Below are 21,246 nucleotides of genomic sequence, written 5' to 3' on the forward strand. Positions count from 1 at the left end.
GATGAGCACCGCGAAGCAGCTGCGGCTGGGCGCCTTCATGCGCCCCGTGAGCATCCATACCGGCGCCTGGCGCTATCCGGGTGCGTGGCCCGACGCGAACTTCAACTTCGCGCATCTGAAGCAACTTGCGCAGACGCTGGAGCGCGGCCGCTTCGACGCCTTCTTCATGGCCGACCACCTTGCCGTACTGAACATGCCGGTGGCCGCGCTGCAGCGCAGCCACACGGTCACGTCGTTCGAGCCGTTCACGCTGCTGTCGGCGCTGGCACAGCACACGCGGCACATCGGGCTGGTGGCAACGGCTTCGACCACTTTCGACGAGCCGTTCCACATCGCGCGTCGCTTCGCCTCGCTCGACCACCTGAGCGAAGGCCGCGCGGGCTGGAACATCGTGACCACCTCCAACCCCGACGCGGCGCTGAACTTCGGCCGCGACGACCACATGGAACACGACGAGCGCTATGCCCGCGCCCGCGAGTTCCACGACGTGGTCACCGGCCTGTGGGACAGCTGGGCCGACGACGCCTTCGAGCGCGACGTCGAAAGCGGCCGCTTCTTCGATCCGGCCAAGCTGCACGTGCTGGACCACAAGGGCAAGTACCTGTCGGTGCGCGGCCCGCTGCACATCGCGCGGCCGGTGCAGGGCTGGCCGGTGATCGTGCAGGCGGGCGCCTCGGAGGCCGGCCGCCAGCTCGCGGCAGAGACCGCCGAGGCGGTGTTCGCCGCGCCCGGCACGCTGGCTGGCGCGCGCAGCCTCTATGCCGACATCAAGGGCCGCATGCGCGCGATCGGGCGTGACCCTGACCATCTCAAGATCCTCCCGGCCGCCTTCGTGGTGGTGGGCGACACGGCGGAAGAGGCGCGCGCCATCCGCGCGAAGCTCGACAGCCTGGTGCACTACGACAGCGCCATCGCGTCGTTGTCGGTCGCGCTGGGCCACGACGCTTCGAAGTTCGACCCCGACGGCCCGTTGCCCGACGTGCCCGAGACCAATGCGAGCCAGAGCGGCCGCGCCCGCGTGATCGAGCTGGCCCGCAGCGAGAACCTCACGGTGCGCCAGCTGGCCCAGCGCCTGGGCGGCTACGGCGGACTTGCCTTCGTCGGCACCGCGCAGACCATCGCCGACGACATGCAGGAGTGGCTGGAAAGCGAAGGCTGCGACGGCTTCAACGTGATGTTCCCCTGGCTGCCCGGAGGACTCGACGCCTTCGTCGACAAGGTGGTGCCCGAGCTGCAGCGCCGCGGCATCTTCCGGCGCGAATACGAAGGTCGTACCTTGCGCGAGAACCTCGGCTTGCCGCGGCCCGGCAACCGTTTCTTTGCCCAGAATTAGCAACCCGGGCTGAACCGCACCGGGGCCGACCCCACGCCTGCACCGATTGCCGCGCTTCGCGACAATCGGTTCAATGCGTTCTTCCCCCTTCTTCAAGATGGCCCTGCTGCTGGGCCTGCTCTCGGCCATCGGGCCATTCGCCATCGACATGTACCTGCCGGCTCTGCCTGCCATCGGGCAGAGCCTGCGTGCCGACATCGGCGCGGTGCAGATGAGCCTCACGGCCTTCTTCCTTTCGCTCGGCGCGGGGCAGCTGCTGTACGGGCCGGTCTCCGACATGATGGGCCGCAAGCCGCCGTTGTACGCGGGGTTGGTGCTGTTCGCGCTCGCCAGCGTGGGCTGCGCGCTGGCGACCGACATCCAGACGCTGATCGTGCTGCGCTTCATCCAGGGCCTGGGCGCCGCAGCCGGCATGGCGATTCCGCGCGCCGTGGTGCGCGACCTGCACACCGGCACCGATGCCGCGCGGCTGATGTCGCTGCTGATGCTGGTGTTCAGCGTGTCGCCGATCCTCGCTCCGCTCGCGGGCAGCGCCGTGATCGCGTTCGCCGGCTGGCGCGGCGTGTTCTGGGCCGTGACCATCGCGGCCGTGGCCGGCCTCGCGATGATGGTGAAGCTGCTCGACGAAACCCGCCCGGCCTCGGAGCGCGTCGAAAGCAGCCTCGGCAGCGCGCTCTCGGCCTACTGGCTGCTGTTGCGCGACACGCACTACCTCGGGCTGGTGTTCATCGGCAGCTTCGCGATGGCGGGCTTCTTCACCTATCTCGCGAACTCGTCGTTCGTGATGATCGACCACTACGGCCTGTCGCCCGCGCTCTACAGCGTGGCCTTCGGCGTGAACGCGGCAGCCTTCATCGGCGCCTCGCAGTTCACCGGTGCGCTGGGCGAGCGCTACGGACTGGTCAAGCTCGTCAAGTTCGGCGTGGTGTGCTGCGGCGTGGCGATGGCAGCGATGTTCGTCTACTTCGCGATGGGCGGCGACAGCATCTGGGTGCTGATCGTCCTGTACTTCATCGCCTCGGGCTTCATGGGGCTGGTGATTCCGACCACCGGCGTGCTCGCGCTCGAGATGCACGGCGCCATTGCGGGCACGGCCTCGGCGCTGCTGGGCACGCTGCAGATGCTCACCGGTGCGCTGGCGATGGCGGTGGTGGGCTTCTTCACCGACGGACGTCCGCTGCCGATGGTGGCCGGCATGGCCGGCGGCGCGCTCATCGCTCTGGTGCTGACCTGGCTGACGCTGGGCGGTGTGCGCTCCGAGCCCACGGCCAAGGCCGGAAAGACAGGAAGGACGCAGCAAGCCTGATGAACACGGTACGCGCAGGCGCCGCGCTCCCGGCAGCCGAAGACAACAACAACGGCGGCAACGCGGGCCCAAGGCCCATGGACGGACTGGCGCAGCCGGAGCGCGGCTGGGCGATGCTGGTCATCATCCTCGGGCTGATCGTGGCGGTGCTCGACGGCACCATCGTCAACCTCGCGCTGCCGGGCATCGCGCGCGAACTGCAGGCCAGCCCGTCGCAGGCGATCTGGGTGGTCAATGCGTACCAGATCGCCACGCTGGTGATGCTGCTGCCGCTGGCCTCGCTGGGCGACCTCGTGGGCTACCGGCGCGTGTACCTGGTCGGCATGGCGGTGTTCACGCTGTCGTCGCTGGCAGCCACCTTCGCCAACTCGCTGGGCACGCTGATCGCTGCGCGCGCATTCCAGGGGCTGGGCGCGGCCGGCATCATGAGCGTGAACGCGGCGCTGGTGCGGCTCACGTATCCGTCCGCCCAGCTGGGCAAGGGCATGGCGATCAACTCGCTGGTGGTGGCTACTTCGTCGGTGGCGGGGCCTTCGGTGGCGGCGGCCATCCTCTCGGTGGCTTCGTGGCCCTGGCTCTTCGCCATCAACGTGCCGCTGGGCATCGTCACCTTCGCGCTGGGCATGAAGGCGCTGCCGTTCAATCGCGTGGCGCCTGCCGCCGGGCTGCGCTTCTCGCCGGTGGACGTGGCGCTCAACGTGCTGATGTTCTCGCTGGTGTTCCTGGGCGTCGACCGGCTCGGCGTGCGCGAGGGCCCTGTGCAGGGCGCGGGCGGTTCGCAGGCCTCGGCCTGGGGCATCCTGCTCGCCGGCGTGGCCGTGGGCTTCGTCTACCTGCGGCGCCAGCGCAAGCTGGCCGTGCCGCTCTTTCCCATCGACCTGCTGCGCATTCCGGTGTTCGCGCTGTCGATGGGTACTTCGGTGGCCGCCTTCTGCGCGCAGATGCTGGCTTACATCGCGCTGCCGTTCCTGCTGCTCGACGTGTACGGCCGCAGCCACATCGAGGCCGGTCTGCTCATCACTGCCTGGCCGCTGGCCATCGTGGTGATGGCGCCCATCGCGGGGCGGCTGATCGGCCGCTACCCCGACGGGCTGCTCGGCGGCATCGGGCTGGGCCTGCTGGCCACCGGCCTGGCGCTGCTGGCGGCGCTGCCGGCGCATCCGGGCAATGCCGACATCGCCTGGCGCATGGCGCTGTGCGGGCTGGGCTTCGGGCTGTTCCAGTCGCCGAACAACCACACCATCGTGACCTCGCCGCCGGCGCACCGCAGTGGTGCGGCCAGCGGCATGCTGGGCACGGCCCGGCTCACCGGGCAGACCCTGGGCGCCGTGGTGCTGGCGGGCGTCTTCAGTGTCTGGAGCCCGCACGGCGGCCACGGACCGGTGGTGGCGCTGGTGCTGGCGGCCAGTTTTGCCGCGGTTGCGGCGGTTTTCAGCACGCTGCGCCTCAGGACGACAAGCCACGGCGCCTGAATGAGTTAGGGTACTCACCCATGAAGGAAGTACCTGAAACGGTGGTCTGCCCGGGCTGCGACGCGGTCTACAGCCGCGCGCCGCTCAAGCCGCGCGACGTGGCGCACTGCCCCCGCTGCGGCACCGAGCTCGACCGGCACCCGGGCCAGCAGGAGCGCCGCATACTTCCGCTGACGGTGGCCTGCCTCATCATGTTCGCCATCGCGAACCTGTTTCCCATCGTCGAGATCGAGCTCCAGGGCCTGCGCAGCCAGACCACGCTGGCAGGAGCCGTGGTGGCGCTGACCGCCGAGGGCATGTCGCTGGTAGCGCTGCTGGTGCTGGCGACCACCATCCTCTTTCCCTTCCTGCAGCTTTGCATCCTGGCCTACCTGTTGATTCCGCTGAGCCGCGAGCACCGGCCGGTGGGCTTCGCGCTGCTGGTGCGGGCGATGCAGTCGCTGCGGCCCTGGGGAATGATCGAGGTGTTCCTGCTCGGGGTGCTGGTGGCCATCGTCAAGCTGTCGAGCATGGCGAGCGTGGTGCCGGGGCCGGCGCTGTGGGCTTTCATGGCGCTCACGGTCATGCTGACGGCGGTGCTGTCGTTCGATCCGGGGGCGTTCTGGGGAATGGCGTTCCGGCCGAAGGGCGAGGCCCTGCCGGACGAAGGGGCGGGCGAAGGGGCGAACGACGAGAAGGGCGGGGCGTCGGCATGAAGCCGCTGGGCCGTCTCCGGCAGCGCCTCGGGAGCATCGCGGCTTCCAGCGATCATCACCACCACGACGAGGACTCGCGGGTTCTCACCGCCGCCTCGCTCGGCTGCATGCCCTGCCGGCATTGCGGCGCCGTCTGGGAGGGCGCCGAGGAAGGCGATGCCTGCGGCCGCTGCGGCACGCACCTGCACACGCGCAAGCCGCACAGCCTGAAGCTCACCTGGGCCTTTCTCATCGCGGCCTGCATGATGTACATACCGGCGAACCTGCTGCCGGTAATGATCACGCGCACGCTGTTCGGCACGCAGAACGACACCATCCTGAGCGGGGTGATCTATTTCTGGGTGTCTGGCGCCTACGGGCTCGCGGCCATCGTCTTCATCGCCAGCTTCCTGGTGCCGCTGTTCAAGCTGGCCGTGCTGCTGCTGCTCGTGGTGCTGGCGCAGCGCGGCAGCAGCTGGCGGCGGCGCGAGCGGGCGAAGCTTTATCACATCATCGAGATCATCGGCCGCTGGTCGATGCTCGACGTGTTCGTGGTGTCGCTGCTGACGGGGCTGGTGCAGATCCAGGGCTTCGCGGTCATCACCGCGGGCGTGGGCATCGCGGCCTTCGGCTCGGTGGTGGTGCTGACGATGCTGGCCTCGCTGAGCTTCGACCCGAAGCTCACCTGGGACAGCAGGGAAGAACAGGCCATCCTGCGCGACAACGAGGAAGGTGCACAGACACATGGAAACAGGGACGAGAAACCAGCATGAGTGAAGAAGATCAACCCAAGGACAGGCCGGCGCCGTCCGGCCCGCCCGACCAGTCGCCCTTGCCCAGGCCGCGCGTGGTGCGCCGGCGCGAGTGGCTGCCGTCGCTGATCTGGCTGATCCCCATCGTGGCCGCGCTGGTGGGCATCACGCTGGTGGCGCGGATCATCCTGGAGCGCGGCCCCGAGGTGGTGCTGACCTTCAAGACCGCCGAGGGCCTGGAGGCCGGCAAGACCGCCGTGAAGTACAAGGACGTGCAGATCGGCCTGGTCACCAGCCTGCGGCTGGCGCGCGACCGCTCGCACGTGCGCGTGCTGGTGCAGTTCAACAAGGAGGCGCAGAGCTTCACGGCGCAGGACTCGCGCTTCTGGGTGGTGCGCCCGCGGCTCGACACGTCGGGCATCTCGGGGCTCAACACGCTGCTGTCGGGCGCCTACATCGGCGCCGACGCGGGTGTGTCGACGGAAACGGCGGGCGAGTTCACCGGGCTGGAGACGCCGCCCATCGTCACGCGCGACGACTCGGGCAAGCAGTTTCTGCTGCGCGCCAACGACGTGGGCTCGCTCGACGTGGGCTCGCCGGTGTACTTCAGGCGCGTCAAGGTCGGGCAGGTGGCGGCCTACGAGCTCGACGGCGACGGGCGCGGCGTGACCATCCGCGTGTTCATCAACGCGCCCTACGACAAGTTCGTGGGCATGAACACGCGCTTCTGGCAGGCCAGCGGCATCGATGCGCAGCTGAGCGCCAGCGGCTTCACGCTGCGCACGCAGTCGCTGGCGACCATCCTGCTCGGCGGCATCGCCTTCCAGGCGCCCGACGATGCCATGGGCCCGGTCGCCAAGGAGAACGCGGCCTTCACGCTGGCGCAGGACGAGTCTTCCGCCATGAAGGAGCCCGACGGGCCCTCGCAGACCCTGCTGATGTACTTCAACCAGTCGCTGCGCGGGCTCACGCCGGGCGCGCCGGTGGACTTCCGCGGCGTGGTGATCGGCGAGGTCAAGTCCATCGGCGTGGAGTTCGACCGCGCCGAGCGCGAGTTCCGCATGCCGGTGCTGGTGCAGGTCTACCCCGACCGCTTGCGCCGCCGCGCGGGCGAGAGCGGCACCGAGTCGCGCGCCACCCAGCAGGAGCGGCTGCGCTTCCTGGCCGAGAAGGGCCTGCGCGCCCAGCTGCGCAACGGCAACCTGCTGACGGGGCAGGTCTACGTGGCGCTCGACTTCTTCCCGAAGGCGCCGCCCGCGAAGATCGACCTGTCGAAGAACCCGATCGAGCTGCCCACCGTGGCCAACAGCCTCGACGAGATCCAGTCGCAGGTGCAGGAGATCGCGACCAAGCTCAACAAGGTGCCCTACGAGCAGATCGCGGGCGACCTGCGCACCACGCTCGCCTCGCTCAACAAGACCCTGACGACCACCGAGCAGACGGTCAGCCGCATCAACAACGACGTCACGCCCGAGCTGACCGCGGCCATGAAGGACGTGCGCAAGACCGTGAACAGCGCCGAGCGCACGCTGGCCGACGACTCGCCGCTGCAGCAGGACATGCGCCAGACGCTGCAGGAGCTCACGCGCGCCGCCGGCTCGGTGCGCGTGCTGACCGACTACCTCGAGCGCCACCCAGAGTCGCTGCTGCGCGGCAAACCGGACGACGGCAAGAAATGAAGAAGAACCACATCGCATCCGTGGCCGCAGCAGCGGCAATGCTGGCCGCGCTCGCGGGCTGCGCCAGCAAGCCCGACAACTACTACACACTGGCGAGCCCGGTGGCGGCGGCTGATGCCGCGCCTTCGACGCTCGGCAGCGCCGCGCCGCTTTACATCGAGCTCGCGCCCGTGGCCGTGCCCGAGCGCTTCGCGCGGCCGCAGATGGTGGTGCGCCGGCCCAACGGCAGCGTGCAGGTCGATGTGCTGGAGCAGCATCGCTGGGCCTCGTCGTTCGAGAACGAGCTGCGCGATGCGCTGGCCAGCGGCATCGCCGGCCGGCTCGGCGCGCTCGACGTGACCAGAGGCGGCAAGCAGGGCTCGCAGCCGGTGTGGCGCATCGCGGTGCAGCTGCGCCAGTTCGATGCGGTGGACGGCGGGAGTGTCGATGCGGGCTTCAGCTGGACGCTGCGGCGCTCGGACGAGGTGCGTACGGTGGTCTGCCAGCTGAACTTGGGCGAGGCTGTGGGCAGCGGGATGGACGCGGTGGCGCAAGGAGCACAGCGCGTGACGGCGGCTGCGGCCGCTGCGATGGCGCGCAGCGTGAATGCCGCACGCGCGAATCCGTCGACGACTGCCTGCGCGACCTGATTCTTTCTCCCGGCCTCTGGGAAGAAAAAAGAGGCAAGACCGGAATCCATAGGAAGGAGACCTCCATGGCACAGATCGGCAAGGCGCCCTGCGACGACACGCTGATCCTGCATGGCGCCCGCCCCGAGGAGGGCGGCTGCCCCGATGCCTCCAAACCCTGGGTGCTGGCGGCGGCCATCGTGGGGTCCAGCATGGCCTTCATCGACGGCACTGTGGTCAACGTGGCGCTGCCGGCCATCCAGTCCGACCTGCACGCCACGGCCTTCCAGGCGCAATGGGTGGTCGAGTCGTACGCCTTGCTGCTGGCGGCACTGCTCCTGGTGGGCGGCGCGCTGGGCGATCACTACGGCCGGCGGCGCATCTTCGCGATCGGCGTCGGCATCTTCGCCCTGTCGTCGGTGGCCTGCGGGCTTGCGGCCAGCGTGCAGCAGCTCATTGCCGCGAGGGCGGTGCAGGGCATCGGCGGGGCGCTGCTGGTGCCGGGCAGCCTCGCGCTGATCAGCGCGGCCTTTCCCGAGAAGGAGCGAGGCAAGGCCATCGGCACCTGGTCGGGCTTCAGCGGCATCACGGCGGCGGTGGGGCCGGTGCTGGGCGGCTTCCTGGTCGATCACTTTTCCTGGACCTGGGCCTTCTTCATCAACGTGCCGATGGCGCTGCTGGTGCTGTGGATCGTGTGGCGCCACGTGCCCGAGAGCCGCGGCGCTTCCGCCAGCGGCGGGCTCGACCTGTGGGGCGCGCTGCTCGCGACGGCCGGGCTCGGCGGCATCGTCTACGCATTCATCGAGGCGCCGACGCAGGGATGGCGCTCGCCGGCCGTGCTTTCGGCGCTGGCCGTCGGCGTGCTGGGCGGTGCGGGCTTCTTCGTCGCCGAGCGCAAGGTGCGTACGCCGATGCTGCCGCTGGAGCTGCTGCGCATCGGCAACTTCAGCGGCGCGAACCTGCTGACGCTGCTGCTCTATGCGGCGCTGGGCGGTGGGCTGTACTTCTTTCCGCTCAACCTGATCCAGGTGCAGGGCTACTCGGCGACGGTGGCGGGTGCGGCGCTGCTGCCTTTCATCTTCATCATGTTCGCGCTCTCGGGCTGGGCCGGGCAGCTGGTGGACCGCTTCGGGCCGCGCATGCCGCTGGTCATCGGTCCGGCCATCGCGGCGGTGGGCTTCGCGCTGTTCGCTGTGCCGGGCGTGGGCGCGAGCTACTGGAGCGGCTTCCTGCCGGCAGTGGTGGTGCTGGGCTTCGGCATGACGGTGACGGTGGCGCCGCTGACCACCACGGTCATGAATGCGGTCGGCCCCGAGCTGGCGGGCGTGGCATCGGGCGTGAACAACGCCGTGTCGCGCGCTGCGGCGGTGCTGGCGATCGCGGTGTTCGGCGCGCTCATGGCCTGGGCCTTCGACGCGGCGCTGGCGGATCACCTGCGCGACATGGGCGCTTCGAGGCAGGTGGCAGCATTTCTCGAAGGCGAGCGCAGCAAGCTGGCGGGCGCGGCGATGCCGCCGGGCGTTGATGCGGCCACGGCCGCGGCCGCGAAACGGGCGGTGGCCGAATCCTTCGTCGCGGGCTTTCGCTGGGTGATGCTGTCGAGCGCCGCGCTGGCCATGTTGAGTGCGGTGAGCGCGTGGCTGATGATCCGGGGCACCTCCGCGGGAGGTGCGGACAGGAAGAACTGAGTGGACAAGGAGACATGTCGATGCAGGACGAAGATCAGCAGGAGCACGTCGATGTGCTCGTCGTGGGCGCTGGCCTCTCCGGGATCGGCGCCGGCTACCACCTGCAGGCGAATTGCCCGGGGCGCAGCTACGCGATCCTCGAGGGGCGCGAGCGCAGTGGCGGCACCTGGGACCTGTTCCGCTATCCGGGCGTGCGCTCGGATTCCGACATGTACACGCTGGGCTATTCGTTCCGGCCGTGGACGCAGGCGAAGTCCATTGCCGACGGGCCGTCGATCCTGAACTACCTGCGCGAGACCGCGGCGCAGCACGGCATCGACCGGAAGATCAGGTTCAACCATCGCGTGGTGCGCGCCTCGTGGTCCACGGCCGATGCCTGCTGGAGCGTGGATGTCGAGCGCGGCCCCGAACGGCTTCCGATGCGCATGCGCTGCAACTTCCTCTTCCTGTGCAGCGGCTACTACAGATACGAGGCCGGCTACACGCCCGAGTTCGCGGGCGTTGGCGACTACGCGGGCCGCATCGTCCATCCGCAGCACTGGCCCGAGGACATGGATTGCAGCGGCAAGAAGGTGATCGTGATCGGCAGCGGCGCGACCGCGATGACGCTGGTGCCGGCGCTGGCGAAGACGGCCTCGCACGTGACGCTGCTGCAGCGCTCGCCCACCTACGTGGTCGCTCGGCCGGCGCAGGACCCCATCGCCCACGGGCTTCGCAGCTTCCTGCCGGCCGGAATGGCCTACGGTCTCACGCGCTGGAAGAACGTGCTGCTGTCGATGTACTTCTTCCGCCTCGCGCGGCGCAAGCCCGATCGCGTGAAGAAGCTGATTCTTGGCGGCGTGCGGCAGGCCCTCGGGCCCGGCTACGACGTCGCCACGCATTTCACGCCGCGCTACAACCCCTGGGATCAGCGCCTGTGCCTCGTGCCCGACGGCGACCTGTTCGCGGCCATCAGGGCAGGGCGCGCCTCGATGGTCACGGACCACGTCGACACCTTCACGCCGGGCGGCATCAGGCTGAAGTCGGGCAGGGAGCTGGAGGCCGACGTGGTCGTCACCGCCACCGGGCTCGAACTGCAGGTGCTCGGCGGCGTGCAGCTCGAGGTGGACGGCCGTCGCGTGGACCCGGCCGCGACCTTCAACTACAAGGGAATGATGTACAGCGACGTGCCCAACCTGGCCTCGTCGTTCGGCTACACGAATGCCTCGTGGACGCTCAAGAGCGACCTGACCTGCGCGTATGTCTGCCGGGTGCTCAACCACATGGAGAAGCAGGGCTGGAGGCAATGCACGCCGCGCAACACCGACCCGTCCCTGGCGCCCGAGCCTTGGCTCGACTTCTCCTCGGGCTACGTGCAGCGCGCGGTGGGCAGGTTTCCGAAGCAGGGCTCGCGCGCGCCGTGGCGGGTGTACCAGAACTACGCGCGCGATCTCGTGAGCCTGCGCTTCGGTTCGGTGGACGACGGGGTGATGGAGTTCGCGAATCGGCGTGTCGGCTAGCGAGACTCAGAGAAATGGCGTGTAGGGCTTCTGAGGCTGCAGGTAGATTCTTTTTTCGTAGACAGTGGGGACCTTGGTTCCACCTTCAATTGTTTTCTCGATATGCGCGATCTGGCCCATATAGATTTTCGCGCGACTGAACATGTGGGCTTTCCATCCGTCCGGGTGTATCACGGTGATGTGGAAATAATCCTGTCCCTTGAAATTCTGAAGCTGGTGGAATCCCAGTTCGACTGTGACATTGAGTCTGTCGCTCAATACGGCCGTAGCGATTTCGTATAGCTCGCTGGCGTGATTGTGGGCAATTTCTCTTTCTGCCCACGTGTTCAGCATGGCGCATATCTGCTGGTAGTTGGCATCGCCCAGGGTGTTGTAGTCGTCGTCATACCAGTCTCCATGCTTCGCCCTGAGTCCATCGATGTTGTTCCAGTTTTCTGCAAACACAATGCCCATTTGGACCTCCAATCCGATTGATGCTTTACTGAAATGGATGCACCCGACTTTCCTCCGGATGCGTGCCTGAGTCGGGGCTGCCGGCAACTTGCCCCCTTCTGGCTTTCCGGAGAACTGAAGTCCGTGCACTGTGGCGTCCATTCGGGCACCAATCCATTTCGCACCATTACAGACAGGCTCGGGCTGGCAGGCTCAGGGCGCGCGGCCCGTCTGTCCGGACCGCAGCGACCGCTTTACCCTCGAAAGATCGCTCGTCTATGAGGGGCGAACCAGCCGTGTACAGCCCTTGTCAGGGCGTCGCTGTTGGTGCGCGAGAGGGCGAGAGCAGCGTGTCGAGCTCGGTCCACAACGGATCGCATTGCCCGGCCCTGAATGCGGCGGCCCTGAAGGTCGGATGCTCGCCGTGGTACGTCTCCCACAGCGCGCGCTGGCCGTCCGCCACGCAGGCGCGCACGTTGGCCAGGCGGTCGGCGGCCTTCACGAGCAGCGCGAGTTCCTCGTCGCCCTTCACTTCGGCCAGAGCCGCATAGGTCTTGGCCTTGCGCTCCTTGCGGTTGGCCCCGGGCGCGTCGGTCAGCAGCGCAACGCACGAGGCCACCAGATCGCCGAAGCGCGAGCGCACGTCGGCCACGGTCGCCGCAGTGTCCTCGACCACGTCGTGCAGATAGCCGACGACGCGCGCGTTGTCGCCGTAGGGCTGGAGCAGGGCGGCGACGGCGTCGAGGTGGTGCACGTATGGATGCGTGCCGTACTTCTGGTCGCCGTGCATCTCGACGGCATAGGCTCGGGCTGCGTCGGGTGTCTGTGAGGTTATGGTCATGCGGCGTCCTGTGGTTTTTCCATTCTGCCTTCGTGGCGGCGCACGGTCCTTGGCGCTTGCGGCCGCATGATGCTCGCGGCCAGTCTTTCCTTCCGAACAGAAGCTTTTTCATGACCACGGTTTTCGTCAGCCATCCGCCAGCCAAGCTCGCCAACTACTTCGGCGACCGCGCCACCGCGGCCCTTCGGGCCATCGCGCAGGTGCGCTTCAATCCCAGCGACGCCGATCTTTCGTCGCGCGAGCTCGCCGACCTTGCGCAGGACTGCGACGCGATCATTTCCTACCGCCAGACGGCGGGCGACGAGGCGCTGTTCGCGGCCCTGCCGAAGCTCAAGGCCTTCGTGCGCTGTGCCATCGACATCCGCAACATCGACGTGGCCTCCGCCAGCCGGCACGGCGTGCTGGTGACGCAGGCGAGCGCGGGGTTCATCGCCTCGGTGTCGGAGTGGATCGTGGGCGCGATGATCGACCTGGGCCGGGGCATCAGTGCCTCCGCCGCGAGCTACCACGCAGGCCGGCTGCCGCCGCCCGCGATGGGGCGCGAACTGCGCGGCAGCACGCTGGGCGTGATCGGCTACGGGCAGATCAGCCGCTACCTCTGCGATGTCGCGCTGGCGCTGGGCATGCGCATCGTCGTGCACGACCCGTACACGGCGACCGACCGGGCCGAGTTCGAGCAGGTGAGCTTCGAGGCACTGCTGGCGCAGTCCGACTTCGTCGTCTGCCTCGCGCCCGCCACCGAGGCGACCGAGAACATGATGAATGCCCGGGCGTTCGCCGCGATGCAGCCGCATGCCTTCTTCATCAATGCCTCGCGCGGCAATCTGGTGGATGAGCGTGCGCTGCTCGCCGCGCTGGACGCCGGCACGATCGCAGGATGCGCGCTCGACGTCGGCCGCGCGCCCGACCAGATGCCTTCGCCGGACGTGGCGGCGCATCCGCGCGTGATTGCCACGCCCCACATCGGCGGGCTCACGCCGCCGGCGGTGGAACACCAGGCGATGGAAACCGTGTCGCAGCTCGCGGAGATCTTCCAGGGCAGGGCGCCGAAGGGCGCGGTCAATGCGGCCGAGGCCTATCGCTGGCGGAAGGCATTCGGCGCGGGCGCCTGAGTTTTCAGGCGCCTCGTTTCACCAGCAGCCGCTGCGGCCCCTGGCCCTCGGCGCCAAGCCGGTCGAGCGGATTGCGCAGCTTGCAGCGGTCGATCGACAGGCAGCCGCAGCCGATGCAGTCGTCGAGCGTGTCGCGCAGCTTCTGCAACTGCGCCATGCGCTCGTCCAGCTCGGCACGCCAAGAAGCCGAGAGCCGGGCCCAGTCCTCGCGGCTCGGCGCTGCGGATTCGGGGAGGGTAGCCAGGGCAGTGCCGATCTCGGCAAGCGAAATGCCTACCCTCTGCGCTACCCGCACGAAGGCCACGCGCCGCAGCACCGTGCGCGGGTAGCGTCGCTGGTTTCCTGCGGTGCGGGTGCTGCCGATCAGGCCCTGCGCCTCGTAGAAATGCAGCGTGGACACCGTGACGCCGCTGCGGCGGGCGACCTCGCCGACGGTGAGCGTGGGGGATATGCCGGCTCTTTGCAGTGCGTCGTTCATCGGAAGAGAAACCTCTTGACCTCAGCTTTACTTGAGGTTTGAGAATAACTTCCAGCGCGCGGGTCCCGTGCGCATTTTTCCCTTGAAGGAATCCGTTTCATGTCGAACGACACCAGCGTCGCTTCCCCGGTCTCCGCTTCCGGTCCCGTTTTCCGCGTCGACAAGTTCGCGGTGCCCGCCGAAGCCCGGCAGGCTTTCATCGCGCAGATGCAGCGCATCCAGCAGACGCTGCGCAACTTGCCGGGCTGCCTGCGCGCGCATGTGCTCGACCAGACGGGCGGAGGCAGCGAGTTCAACGTACTGACGCTGGTCGAATGGAGCAGCGAGCAGGCCGTGGCCTCGGCCACAGAGCTCGTGAAGAAGAAGTTCGCCGAGGAGGGCTTCGACCCGGTCGAATTCACGAAGAAGGCGGGCGTGCTATCCGACCAGGGCTTCTATCGGATCGCCTGAAGGGCCTGGCGGCCGAGGGCAGGGTGATCGGAACACATGGGAACTTCCCGCTGACAGGCGTCGCACGGGTTGACAGGGGGCGTGCGACGCTTCGATACTGAACTATCAGGTTCATCGTCAAAAGCGAAGGAGTCCCATGCAGAAGATCATTCCCTGTCTCTGGTTCGACACCAACGGCGAGGAGGCGCTGAAGTTCTACAGCAGCATCTTTCCGAACTCGCGCGTGACCGACACGCTGCTCTGGGGCGACAGCAACCCCAGCCGCAAGGGCTCGCTGCTTACCGCGACCTTCGAGCTCGACGGGCAGAAGTTCATGGTCCTCAACGGCGGCCCGGAATACAAGTTCAACCCGGCCATCTCGATGTTCGTGCCCTGCGAGACGCAGGCCGAGGTCGACTACTACTGGGACAGGCTGCTCGAAGGCGGCGGCCAGCCGGTGCAGTGCGGCTGGCTCACCGATCGGTTCGGCGTGTCGTGGCAGGTCGCGCCCATGGCCATGATCCGCATGTTCCAGGACAAGGACGAGGCCAAGGCCAACCGCGCGATGCAGGCCATGATGAAGATGGTCAAGCTCGACCTTGCCGAGGCGCAGCGGGCCTTCGACGGCAAGTAGGCCGCGCGGCGGCTACACCAGCTTGTGGATGGCCTTCTTGCGCCACACCAGCTGGTAGTACGCGGTCTGCAGCAGCAGCATCGCGCCAAAGGTCACCGGGTAGGCCACCCAGATCCCGTCGAGCCCGATGCGGTGGCTCATGACCCAGGCCACCGGCACCTCCACGCCCAGGATGCAGACGATGGAAATCAGCGTGGGCACCAGCACCGAGCCGCTGGCGCGCATGATCCCCGACAGCGCCGAGGCCATGCCGAAGACCACCAGGCTCCACAGCATGATGTGCAGCAGCGTCTGCGCGATCTCGATGACCGGCGCGCTGGTGATGAAGAAGCCCATCAGCGGCCGCGAGAACAGGTAGCCCAGCAGCACCAGGCCGCCGGTGAGCACCAGGTTCATCAGCAGCGCCGTCTGCGCGATGGCGCCGAGCCGGTTGGCGCGGCCCGCGCCGATGGCCTGCGCGCCCAGGATCGACGCCGTGATTGCGATAGAGATCGCCGGGAACTGGACGTACGCCACCACCTGGTTCACAGCGCCGTAGGCGGCCGTGGCGTTGGAGCCGAAGCCGTTGACCATCGACAGCAGCACCACCTCGGCCAGCGCGACCACGATCATCTGCACGCCCGTGGGCACGCCGATGCGCAGCACGGCCTTCAGCAGCTGCGGCTGGATGCGCAGGTTGCGCATGAACTCCGCGTCGGGCGCGAGCGGGCTCTTCTGCTGGCGCAGCCGGAAGCCCAGCCAGGTGGTCGCCACGATGAACGACAGCACCGACGCCCATGCGCCGCTCGCCACGCCGAGCTGCGGCAGGCCGCCCCACCCGCGGATGAGCGCTGGCGTGACCACCAGCCCGATCAGCGTGGAGATCAGCAGGGTGAACAGCGGCGTGACGGTGTCGCCCACGCCGCGAAGCATCGCGGTGGACAGCAGGAACAGGAACACGCCCGGCATCGCGATCAGCATGATGCGGGCATAGCGCGTGGAGTCGGCCAGCACGTCGGGCGGCGTGCCCAGCGCGGCCAGCATCGGCGTGGTGAACGCGCCGCCGAACACGGCGATCACCAGTCCCAGCAGCACGCCGACGGTGAGCGTGGTGCCCGCCACGGCCTTGGCCTTGGCAACGTCGCGCGCGCCCCATGCCTGGCCGATGAGCACCGAGGCGCCGGCGCCCAGGCCGATGATGAAGGCGATGAAGAAGAACATCACCGGGAAGAAGCTCGACACCGCCGCCAGCGCGCCCACGCCTAGCATCTGCCCCACGTACACGTTGTTCAGCGTGCCGGAGAGCGACTGGAGGATGTTGCTGAGCAACATCGGCGCGAGGAAGAAAAGAAAGACCTTCCACAGCGGCCGTGGCGCGTTGACCGGTGCCACTGGCACGCCTTGCAGTCCGCTGGGGTCGGCGCCGCCGCCGGTTCCGGTTGTCTCGGGTGTTGTTCTCATTGGGCGTGCCAGCCGGCGGCCGACAGTTTCTGCAGGTGGGCGCGCACGTCGGCGGGCCAGGTTTCTATTAGGTTGCCGAAGCGCTGCTCCTCGCCGGCGAACAGCGCGCGCGTGGCTTCCTCGAAGCCCGGCAGGTTGCCCGCGATGGCGGTCATGAAGCGGTAGGTGGCTTCCTGCGCCGCGCGCACGGTGTCGCGCTCGGCGTTCACGCGGCGGGCATCGTCGACCAGCTTGCGCAGCGCGACCGATGCGCCGCCCGGCTGGCGGCCGAGCCAGTCCCAGTGGCGCGGCAGCAGCGTGACTTCACGCGCGACCACGCCGAGCTTGGGGCGGCCCACGCCGCGCGGGGCATCGTCGCGATGCTCGGCTTCGTGGTCGCGCAACTCGGGCGGGAGCTCGCGCATGTCGAGGTCGAGCTGCGCGCCGGTGCGGTCGTCGAACACGAGATAGGGCCCGGGATCGTCGCGGCGGCGCAGCTGGTCGAGCACTTCGGCCTTGCTGCCTTGCGCGACGCGCTGGAAGTCGAAGAACACGGTCAGGGTGGTGGGGGTGTCGGATGACATTCGGGTGTTTTGTTCCTGGGGGTACCAAGCGAAACGAGGTGCGTAATCTACTCGCTGCCGCGCTTTGGTGCGCGTCATCTGGTTGCCATGCGTTGCGTGCGCGCCCGGTGCAAGTTTCAACGCGTGTTGTAGCCCTTCGGTCCGAAGCACTGCAACTCTTCCTGCCAGAGCGAAAGAAGCCTGTCGAGTTCGGCCTTGCGGTCGAAGGCGGGGTCGTCGCGCTCCTTGACGCGATCGATCACCTCGAAGCTGAAATGGCCCGCGCCGTGCCCGATCCAGTCTTGCCCGAGCGCCTTGTTGCGGTGGCTGCGCATGTTCAGTTCAAAGCGCGCTCGGTTCATCGCACCTTCGACGTCCAGGCTGCCGCCCACATAGACGCGGCCGTTCGAGCCGTTGCGGATGACGTAGACGCCCGCGGGGCGCGGGGTTTCCTTGTATTGCCGGACGAGGGCGCGGCGGCTTTCCGTGGAGAGATTCATCTTTCAAATATTACCCGGGTTAAATGGAGATTGCAATATAACCCGGGTAATACTTATCTCAGCCTTCCCGGAACCGTCGCCAGCCGCGGGCGATCCGCCGGTTCAGCGCCCGCACCACGCGCCAGGGGCGGCTCTGGCGAACGATGGTGAGCACGTGGTCCTTCCACGCCTTCCATCGCGGATACCAGCGGGCGAACCACGGAATGCGCATCAGCGGCCCTTCGACCAGCTGGAAGATCCGCGCGACGATGGCCGTGCCCACGAGCTTGGCCAGCACCAGCACGGTGAGCGCGGTGGCGGCATGGCCCCGGCTGAACAGGAACAGCGCCAGCACCTTCACCGGCAGCAGCAACAGCACCGGAATGAAGAAAGCCAGCAGCGCTCCCCAGGGCGGCAGCCGCCGCAGCCGTGCTTCGAGAGCGGCCCAGAAGGGAAGGCGCGACAGTCGCGCCGCGAGCGCGGCCAGCGGCTCCCAGCCCCATTCCTCGAAGAGCAGCAGGGGAACGACGAGCGCGGTACCTATGGCACGGAGCAGGGCACGCAAGGCGCGCGGAAATGTGGGCATTCCGCTAGCGTAAGGCAATGCGGACCGGGCCCCGCGCGGCCCTGTCGCTCGCCTTCGCCTACTTTCCGGCAGGCACGAAGAACAGGTATTCGCCGCGGCCCATCTCGGGCGTGACCTCGTAGCCGGCGCACAGGTCGTTGGTGCACTGGATCACGATCACGCGCGGCCAGATCGTCGCAGCCGTGGGATAGCCCGGCATGTACTGCGGCACGTGCCACACGCCCAGGGAACCTACCGCTTCCGCGTTCTCGGTACCCCGTGCGTTCTGCAGGCCGCTACCCATGTTCATCCGCTCGACGCGCAGCGTGGGCTGCGCGACGGAAGCGGCCGCCGCCGCCGTCGTCGCGCAGCAGGCCGCCAGCCAGAGGAGAAGTACGGTCCTGGTCATTTCAGGCTCCGCGCGGTCATTGCGGCACCGTCCGCAGGCCAGGGCCGTCGTCAAGCCGGGCGTCGAGCAGATGCGCGGCGCGGATGGCGGCTGCGTCACGCGGGTCGATCGGCGTCACAGTCGCGCTGACGACCGGAGTCGCCACCGCGGCGGACGGCTCTTCCGCGGCAACGGGAGCGGTAGCCACCCGCTGCGGCGCTGCTTCGGCGATGGGAGCCGGTGGCGTTGGCAGCGCAGCGGCCGCGGGAGCGGGCTGGGGCGCCGGTGCGATGGCCGCCACGGGTTGCGGCACCGCCGGAGCGGGTGGCGCCACGGCAGCCACCGGCCGAGGCGGCGAGGCGGGCGCGCCGCTGGCCGATGCCTGCGGGCCGTAGGCCGAAACGCGTTCTTCCGCCGTCATCGACTGCGGGCATTTGGTGCCCGTCATCTCCAGCGCGGCCATGGCCGCCGGGTCCATGCAATCCATCGCGAGCGAGGCCGCCTTCATGCCCTTGTTCCAGAGCTCGCGGCTCATCTTCAGGCGCTTGCAGTGCTCGTCCGTCCAGGTGGTGCCGAAGCTGAGGCCGACGCCGGCGCCGTTCGCGCTGGCGCTGGTGCTGCCCATGCAGGTGTCGTTGCTCGTCGTCAGGTTGGGGCCGTTGACCGAGGGCACGTTCTTGATCGTGTAGCTGCCCCGGTAGTCGATGGTGCTGGTCGTCGCGCCGCTGCTGTTGACGTTCTGGGTCACCGTCGAGGGGTTGGTGGTGTTGAAGTTCACGGCCTGGTTGTTCCCCTGGGCCGAGGTGGTGGCCGAACTCGATGACTGGTTGTTGGCTCCGCCCACGTTGGTCTGCGCCATCGCGCCCGCGGAGAGGCCCAGCAGGGCCAGGACGATAAGTTTCTTCATGTTCTCGACTCCTTTGGTAGCCGGGGAGGGGCGAACCCCTCCCCATTTCCTGGTGCAACAACCGGTGTCGGCGAAGTTCAGGGTGCCGATGCGGTCGAACCTGCGCCAGCCAGGCCGCCGGTGCCGCCGCCGTTGCTGAAGCCGCCTGCATTGCCGAAGCTGACGTTGGTCACGCCGAAGGAGCCGCCGGTGGAGCCCGCGGTGGCCGAGGTGGTGGTGCCGTTGATGAAGCCGTTGACGGCGCCCGAGGAGGCGCTGTAACCCGAGGTCGTGCCCGAGGTGCGCGTCACGATCGCGAGACCGCCGCCAGGACCCGCGGCCGTTGCAGCCGTGTTGTTGGTCGTGGAGGAGGCGGTACCGCCGGCACTGCCGCTCACCGAGTTCGGCCCGCCGGCGCTGTAGTTGGCATTGGATGCCGCGCCTGCATTGGCCTGTGCGTTGGCACCGCCCACGGCAAGGCCGTTGCCGGTCGTCGCGGCCATGCTGGTCACGCTGCCCTGGGTGGTTGCCGAGCCGCTGGCCGAGGCGCCGCCGATGCGCAGGCCCGGGAAGCTGACCGCGCCGCCTGCCGCGTTGGCCGAGGCCGACGAGCTGGAGTTGGCTGCGTTGTAGCTGAGTGCGCTGCCGGTGCCGGAGCTGGCTGCCACGGAGCCGGCCGAGCTGGAGGAGCCGGTCGTCGTGCTGGTGGCGGCAAGGGCCGTGGTGCTCGTGGCGGAGGCGACGCTTCCGACCAGGACCACTGCGATGGCGATGAGAGTCTTCTTCATGATGCTTCCTCGAGAGATGGTGGTGAAACGAACCCGATCGCCGGAGCATCCGGCCATCAGCTGACGGTCAGTAGCGGGGGCTGAAATGGCATTCCGCGTCGACCGGGATGCAGTTTCTTGGCTGGGAAGCGAACGAAGAATGCCCAGTGCTGGGTAGAGCAAGGCTATGGCGAAAGGCGTGTTTCGCCCCCTCCGGAGCGCCGCCCGGAGGACGCGTTTACTTGACACGACAGAGGAGGAAAGTACAACTTTCGATGGACAGGGGTCGCGAATCGCAACAGAATGCAACCAAAGTAATCAAAAAAACTGAAACTCAAAATCTGAATGGAAATGGATTAACTTTTCGTCACGAACAAGATGCACCAGTTGTCACAAAGGGGCTGAAATGGAAAGCGATCTCGACATTTCGTTGACAGATTCAGGGAATGGGTCTAGGAAATTCTCGAACCCAGGACAGTTCGGCGGGCTACTCGCTCCCTCTGCCGATACCCTCCCGTGGCCCGATTTCCTTACAGGGCAGCAAACCAAACCAGTACGCGTTCTGCTGGTGGACGACGACCCCTTCGTGCGTCGCGTCATCGCCCAGGAATTGCTGGGCGACCTGCGCATCCAGCTCGAGGGCCAGGCCGGTACCCTGCGCGAGGGACGCCGATTGCTGATGCAACACGAGTTCGACGTTCTCATGGTCGACATCCGCCTCGGCGACGGCAGCGGATTCGAGCTGATCGAGGAGGCCAAGCGGCATCGCAGCGCGGCCGAGATCATCGTCGTCTCCGCGCTCGAGGACGAACCCCAGGTACTGCATGCCTTCGAGCTCGGAGCTTCCGGCTACCTCGTCAAGAACGCGTGGTTCCAGAGCTATGCGCAGGCAGTGCTGCAGGTGGTGAACGGTGGTGCCGCCATCACCCCGCGGCTGGCCCGCAGGCTGCTCGTGCACCTCGACCACAAGCGCTCCAACGTGAACCCGGTGCGTCCGCCGGACAGCAAGGCCACGTTATCCACCCGGGAGCGCGAAGTGTTGCGACTTGTAGCAACGGGCTACGTAACCGAGGAGATCGCGCTGCAGCTCACCATCAGCGCCCAAACGGTCAACGCGCACGTCAAGAACATCTACCGCAAGCTGCACGCCCACACCCGCGCGCAGGCCGTGAGCTTCGCCTCCCACCGGGGACTCCTGTAGGGCATGCCATGCTCGCGCCGCAGGTCCTTCATCTTCCGCAC

The 21,246-nt window shown here is 67.8% G+C and carries 23 protein-coding genes; 13 read left to right on the plus strand and 10 right to left on the minus strand.

The genetic code is table 11. The annotated features are described in order from the left end of the window. The first annotated feature begins 1 nt into the window (after nucleotide 1). The 9 genes from EJP69_RS02130 (at nucleotide 2) to EJP69_RS02170 (ending at nucleotide 11,011) form a co-directional block, all read left to right on the plus strand. Nucleotides 2-1,333: an LLM class flavin-dependent oxidoreductase gene (locus tag EJP69_RS02130; protein ID WP_126468563.1), complete on the plus strand. Its 1,332-nt coding sequence runs from the start codon at nucleotides 2-4 to the stop codon at nucleotides 1,331-1,333. 73 nt (nucleotides 1,334-1,406) lie between these two features. Further along, nucleotides 1,407-2,639 (plus strand): multidrug effflux MFS transporter, encoded by a 1,233-nt coding sequence (locus EJP69_RS02135; protein ID WP_206169271.1) that lies wholly within the window; start codon nucleotides 1,407-1,409, stop codon nucleotides 2,637-2,639. Next, on the plus strand, nucleotides 2,639-4,111 hold the full coding sequence (locus EJP69_RS02140; protein WP_206169272.1) for an MFS transporter: 1,473 nt from the start codon (nucleotides 2,639-2,641) through the stop codon (nucleotides 4,109-4,111). Before EJP69_RS02135 ends, EJP69_RS02140 begins: the two co-directional genes overlap by 1 nt. 20 nt (nucleotides 4,112-4,131) lie before the next feature. Continuing rightward, nucleotides 4,132-4,806, plus strand: coding sequence for a paraquat-inducible protein A (locus EJP69_RS02145; protein WP_126468564.1), 675 nt, complete (start codon nucleotides 4,132-4,134; stop codon nucleotides 4,804-4,806). Then, nucleotides 4,803-5,558, plus strand: coding sequence for a paraquat-inducible protein A (locus EJP69_RS02150; RefSeq protein WP_420824195.1), 756 nt, complete (start codon nucleotides 4,803-4,805; stop codon nucleotides 5,556-5,558). Before EJP69_RS02145 ends, EJP69_RS02150 begins: the two co-directional genes overlap by 4 nt. Further along, entirely contained in the window at nucleotides 5,555-7,216 is a 1,662-nt protein-coding gene (locus EJP69_RS02155; RefSeq protein WP_206169273.1) for a PqiB family protein, read from the plus strand. Before EJP69_RS02150 ends, EJP69_RS02155 begins: the two co-directional genes overlap by 4 nt. Next, a complete protein-coding gene (locus EJP69_RS02160; RefSeq protein ID WP_126468565.1) occupies nucleotides 7,213-7,845 on the plus strand; it encodes a PqiC family protein in 633 nt (210 codons plus the stop codon). Before EJP69_RS02155 ends, EJP69_RS02160 begins: the two co-directional genes overlap by 4 nt. Before the next feature lie 65 nt (nucleotides 7,846-7,910). Continuing rightward, nucleotides 7,911-9,512, plus strand: coding sequence for an MFS transporter (locus EJP69_RS02165; protein ID WP_126468566.1), 1,602 nt, complete (start codon nucleotides 7,911-7,913; stop codon nucleotides 9,510-9,512). A 20-nt stretch (nucleotides 9,513-9,532) separates the two neighbouring features. Beyond that, a complete protein-coding gene (locus EJP69_RS02170; protein WP_126468567.1) occupies nucleotides 9,533-11,011 on the plus strand; it encodes a flavin-containing monooxygenase in 1,479 nt (492 codons plus the stop codon). A 6-nt stretch (nucleotides 11,012-11,017) separates the two neighbouring features. Here the strand turns inward: EJP69_RS02170 and EJP69_RS02175 are convergent, their stop codons facing one another. Then, on the minus strand, nucleotides 11,018-11,605 hold the full coding sequence (locus EJP69_RS02175) for a hypothetical protein (protein ID WP_093195077.1): 588 nt from the start codon (nucleotides 11,603-11,605) through the stop codon (nucleotides 11,018-11,020). Between the two features lie 148 nt (nucleotides 11,606-11,753). Further along, nucleotides 11,754-12,284: an HD domain-containing protein gene (locus tag EJP69_RS02180; RefSeq protein WP_126468568.1), complete on the minus strand. Its 531-nt coding sequence runs from the start codon at nucleotides 12,282-12,284 to the stop codon at nucleotides 11,754-11,756. 110 nt (nucleotides 12,285-12,394) lie between these two features. On the opposite strand from EJP69_RS02180, the gene EJP69_RS02185 reads away from it, so the two are divergent. Further along, on the plus strand, nucleotides 12,395-13,396 hold the full coding sequence (locus tag EJP69_RS02185) for a hydroxyacid dehydrogenase (protein ID WP_126468569.1): 1,002 nt from the start codon (nucleotides 12,395-12,397) through the stop codon (nucleotides 13,394-13,396). Nucleotides 13,397-13,400: 4 nt separating this feature from the next. Here EJP69_RS02185 and soxR read toward each other — a convergent pair whose 3' ends face one another. Then, on the minus strand, nucleotides 13,401-13,874 hold the full coding sequence (gene soxR, locus EJP69_RS02190) for a redox-sensitive transcriptional activator SoxR (protein WP_093306799.1): 474 nt from the start codon (nucleotides 13,872-13,874) through the stop codon (nucleotides 13,401-13,403). A gap of 99 nt (nucleotides 13,875-13,973) precedes the next feature. Between soxR and EJP69_RS02195 the strand changes: the two genes are divergently transcribed. Further along, nucleotides 13,974-14,324, plus strand: coding sequence for an antibiotic biosynthesis monooxygenase family protein (locus tag EJP69_RS02195; RefSeq protein WP_126468570.1), 351 nt, complete (start codon nucleotides 13,974-13,976; stop codon nucleotides 14,322-14,324). Nucleotides 14,325-14,460: 136 nt separating this feature from the next. Next, complete coding sequence (locus tag EJP69_RS02200; RefSeq protein WP_093195082.1) at nucleotides 14,461-14,937, plus strand: VOC family protein; 477 nt, start codon at nucleotides 14,461-14,463, stop codon at nucleotides 14,935-14,937. Nucleotides 14,938-14,949: 12 nt separating this feature from the next. Here the strand turns inward: EJP69_RS02200 and EJP69_RS02205 are convergent, their stop codons facing one another. From EJP69_RS02205 to EJP69_RS02235, 7 genes are all read right to left on the minus strand, one after another. Next, the gene (locus EJP69_RS02205; protein ID WP_126468571.1) at nucleotides 14,950-16,377 is read right to left on the minus strand and encodes an MATE family efflux transporter; all 1,428 of its coding nucleotides are present in this window, start codon (nucleotides 16,375-16,377) and stop codon (nucleotides 14,950-14,952) included. Next, entirely contained in the window at nucleotides 16,374-16,940 is a 567-nt protein-coding gene (locus EJP69_RS02210) for a DUF2239 family protein (RefSeq protein WP_093195084.1), read from the minus strand. The genes EJP69_RS02205 and EJP69_RS02210 overlap by 4 nt, the downstream gene beginning before the upstream one ends. Before the next feature lie 116 nt (nucleotides 16,941-17,056). Then, nucleotides 17,057-17,419, minus strand: a complete 363-nt coding sequence (locus EJP69_RS02215) for a GIY-YIG nuclease family protein (protein ID WP_126468572.1) — start codon at nucleotides 17,417-17,419, stop codon at nucleotides 17,057-17,059. Between the two features lie 58 nt (nucleotides 17,420-17,477). Then, complete coding sequence (locus EJP69_RS02220; protein ID WP_093195086.1) at nucleotides 17,478-17,984, minus strand: hypothetical protein; 507 nt, start codon at nucleotides 17,982-17,984, stop codon at nucleotides 17,478-17,480. A gap of 58 nt (nucleotides 17,985-18,042) precedes the next feature. Further along, nucleotides 18,043-18,372, minus strand: coding sequence for a hypothetical protein (locus tag EJP69_RS02225; RefSeq protein ID WP_093306795.1), 330 nt, complete (start codon nucleotides 18,370-18,372; stop codon nucleotides 18,043-18,045). 16 nt (nucleotides 18,373-18,388) lie between these two features. Continuing rightward, a complete protein-coding gene (locus tag EJP69_RS02230) occupies nucleotides 18,389-19,258 on the minus strand; it encodes a hypothetical protein (protein ID WP_126468573.1) in 870 nt (289 codons plus the stop codon). Nucleotides 19,259-19,335: 77 nt separating this feature from the next. Further along, entirely contained in the window at nucleotides 19,336-20,025 is a 690-nt protein-coding gene (locus tag EJP69_RS02235; RefSeq protein WP_093195089.1) for a hypothetical protein, read from the minus strand. 385 nt (nucleotides 20,026-20,410) lie between these two features. On the opposite strand from EJP69_RS02235, the gene EJP69_RS02240 reads away from it, so the two are divergent. Then, on the plus strand, nucleotides 20,411-21,205 hold the full coding sequence (locus EJP69_RS02240; RefSeq protein ID WP_093195090.1) for a LuxR C-terminal-related transcriptional regulator: 795 nt from the start codon (nucleotides 20,411-20,413) through the stop codon (nucleotides 21,203-21,205). Nucleotides 21,206-21,246: the final 41 nt, after the last annotated feature.

Source organism: Variovorax gossypii, from assembly GCF_003965815.1.
Classification (GTDB): domain Bacteria; phylum Pseudomonadota; class Gammaproteobacteria; order Burkholderiales; family Burkholderiaceae_C; genus Variovorax; species Variovorax gossypii.

What these genes read in the sequence shown, in the direction of transcription:
- EJP69_RS02130 (WP_126468563.1), top strand. Translation starts at nt 2, where the DNA reads ATGAGCACCGCGAAGCAGCTGCGGCTGGGCGCCTTCATGCGCCCCGTG.
- EJP69_RS02135 (WP_206169271.1), top strand. Translation starts at nt 1,407, where the DNA reads ATGCGTTCTTCCCCCTTCTTCAAGATGGCCCTGCTGCTGGGCCTGCTC.
- EJP69_RS02140 (WP_206169272.1), top strand. Translation starts at nt 2,639, where the DNA reads ATGAACACGGTACGCGCAGGCGCCGCGCTCCCGGCAGCCGAAGACAAC.
- EJP69_RS02145 (WP_126468564.1), top strand. Translation starts at nt 4,132, where the DNA reads ATGAAGGAAGTACCTGAAACGGTGGTCTGCCCGGGCTGCGACGCGGTC.
- EJP69_RS02150 (WP_420824195.1), top strand. Translation starts at nt 4,803, where the DNA reads ATGAAGCCGCTGGGCCGTCTCCGGCAGCGCCTCGGGAGCATCGCGGCT.
- EJP69_RS02155 (WP_206169273.1), top strand. Translation starts at nt 5,555, where the DNA reads ATGAGTGAAGAAGATCAACCCAAGGACAGGCCGGCGCCGTCCGGCCCG.
- EJP69_RS02160 (WP_126468565.1), top strand. Translation starts at nt 7,213, where the DNA reads ATGAAGAAGAACCACATCGCATCCGTGGCCGCAGCAGCGGCAATGCTG.
- EJP69_RS02165 (WP_126468566.1), top strand. Translation starts at nt 7,911, where the DNA reads ATGGCACAGATCGGCAAGGCGCCCTGCGACGACACGCTGATCCTGCAT.
- EJP69_RS02170 (WP_126468567.1), top strand. Translation starts at nt 9,533, where the DNA reads ATGCAGGACGAAGATCAGCAGGAGCACGTCGATGTGCTCGTCGTGGGC.
- EJP69_RS02175 (WP_093195077.1), bottom strand. Translation starts at nt 11,605, where the DNA reads ATGGACGCCACAGTGCACGGACTTCAGTTCTCCGGAAAGCCAGAAGGG.
- EJP69_RS02180 (WP_126468568.1), bottom strand. Translation starts at nt 12,284, where the DNA reads ATGACCATAACCTCACAGACACCCGACGCAGCCCGAGCCTATGCCGTC.
- EJP69_RS02185 (WP_126468569.1), top strand. Translation starts at nt 12,395, where the DNA reads ATGACCACGGTTTTCGTCAGCCATCCGCCAGCCAAGCTCGCCAACTAC.
- soxR (WP_093306799.1), bottom strand. Translation starts at nt 13,874, where the DNA reads ATGAACGACGCACTGCAAAGAGCCGGCATATCCCCCACGCTCACCGTC.
- EJP69_RS02195 (WP_126468570.1), top strand. Translation starts at nt 13,974, where the DNA reads ATGTCGAACGACACCAGCGTCGCTTCCCCGGTCTCCGCTTCCGGTCCC.
- EJP69_RS02200 (WP_093195082.1), top strand. Translation starts at nt 14,461, where the DNA reads ATGCAGAAGATCATTCCCTGTCTCTGGTTCGACACCAACGGCGAGGAG.
- EJP69_RS02205 (WP_126468571.1), bottom strand. Translation starts at nt 16,377, where the DNA reads ATGAGAACAACACCCGAGACAACCGGAACCGGCGGCGGCGCCGACCCC.
- EJP69_RS02210 (WP_093195084.1), bottom strand. Translation starts at nt 16,940, where the DNA reads ATGTCATCCGACACCCCCACCACCCTGACCGTGTTCTTCGACTTCCAG.
- EJP69_RS02215 (WP_126468572.1), bottom strand. Translation starts at nt 17,419, where the DNA reads ATGAATCTCTCCACGGAAAGCCGCCGCGCCCTCGTCCGGCAATACAAG.
- EJP69_RS02220 (WP_093195086.1), bottom strand. Translation starts at nt 17,984, where the DNA reads ATGCCCACATTTCCGCGCGCCTTGCGTGCCCTGCTCCGTGCCATAGGT.
- EJP69_RS02225 (WP_093306795.1), bottom strand. Translation starts at nt 18,372, where the DNA reads ATGACCAGGACCGTACTTCTCCTCTGGCTGGCGGCCTGCTGCGCGACG.
- EJP69_RS02230 (WP_126468573.1), bottom strand. Translation starts at nt 19,258, where the DNA reads ATGAAGAAACTTATCGTCCTGGCCCTGCTGGGCCTCTCCGCGGGCGCG.
- EJP69_RS02235 (WP_093195089.1), bottom strand. Translation starts at nt 20,025, where the DNA reads ATGAAGAAGACTCTCATCGCCATCGCAGTGGTCCTGGTCGGAAGCGTC.
- EJP69_RS02240 (WP_093195090.1), top strand. Translation starts at nt 20,411, where the DNA reads ATGGAAAGCGATCTCGACATTTCGTTGACAGATTCAGGGAATGGGTCT.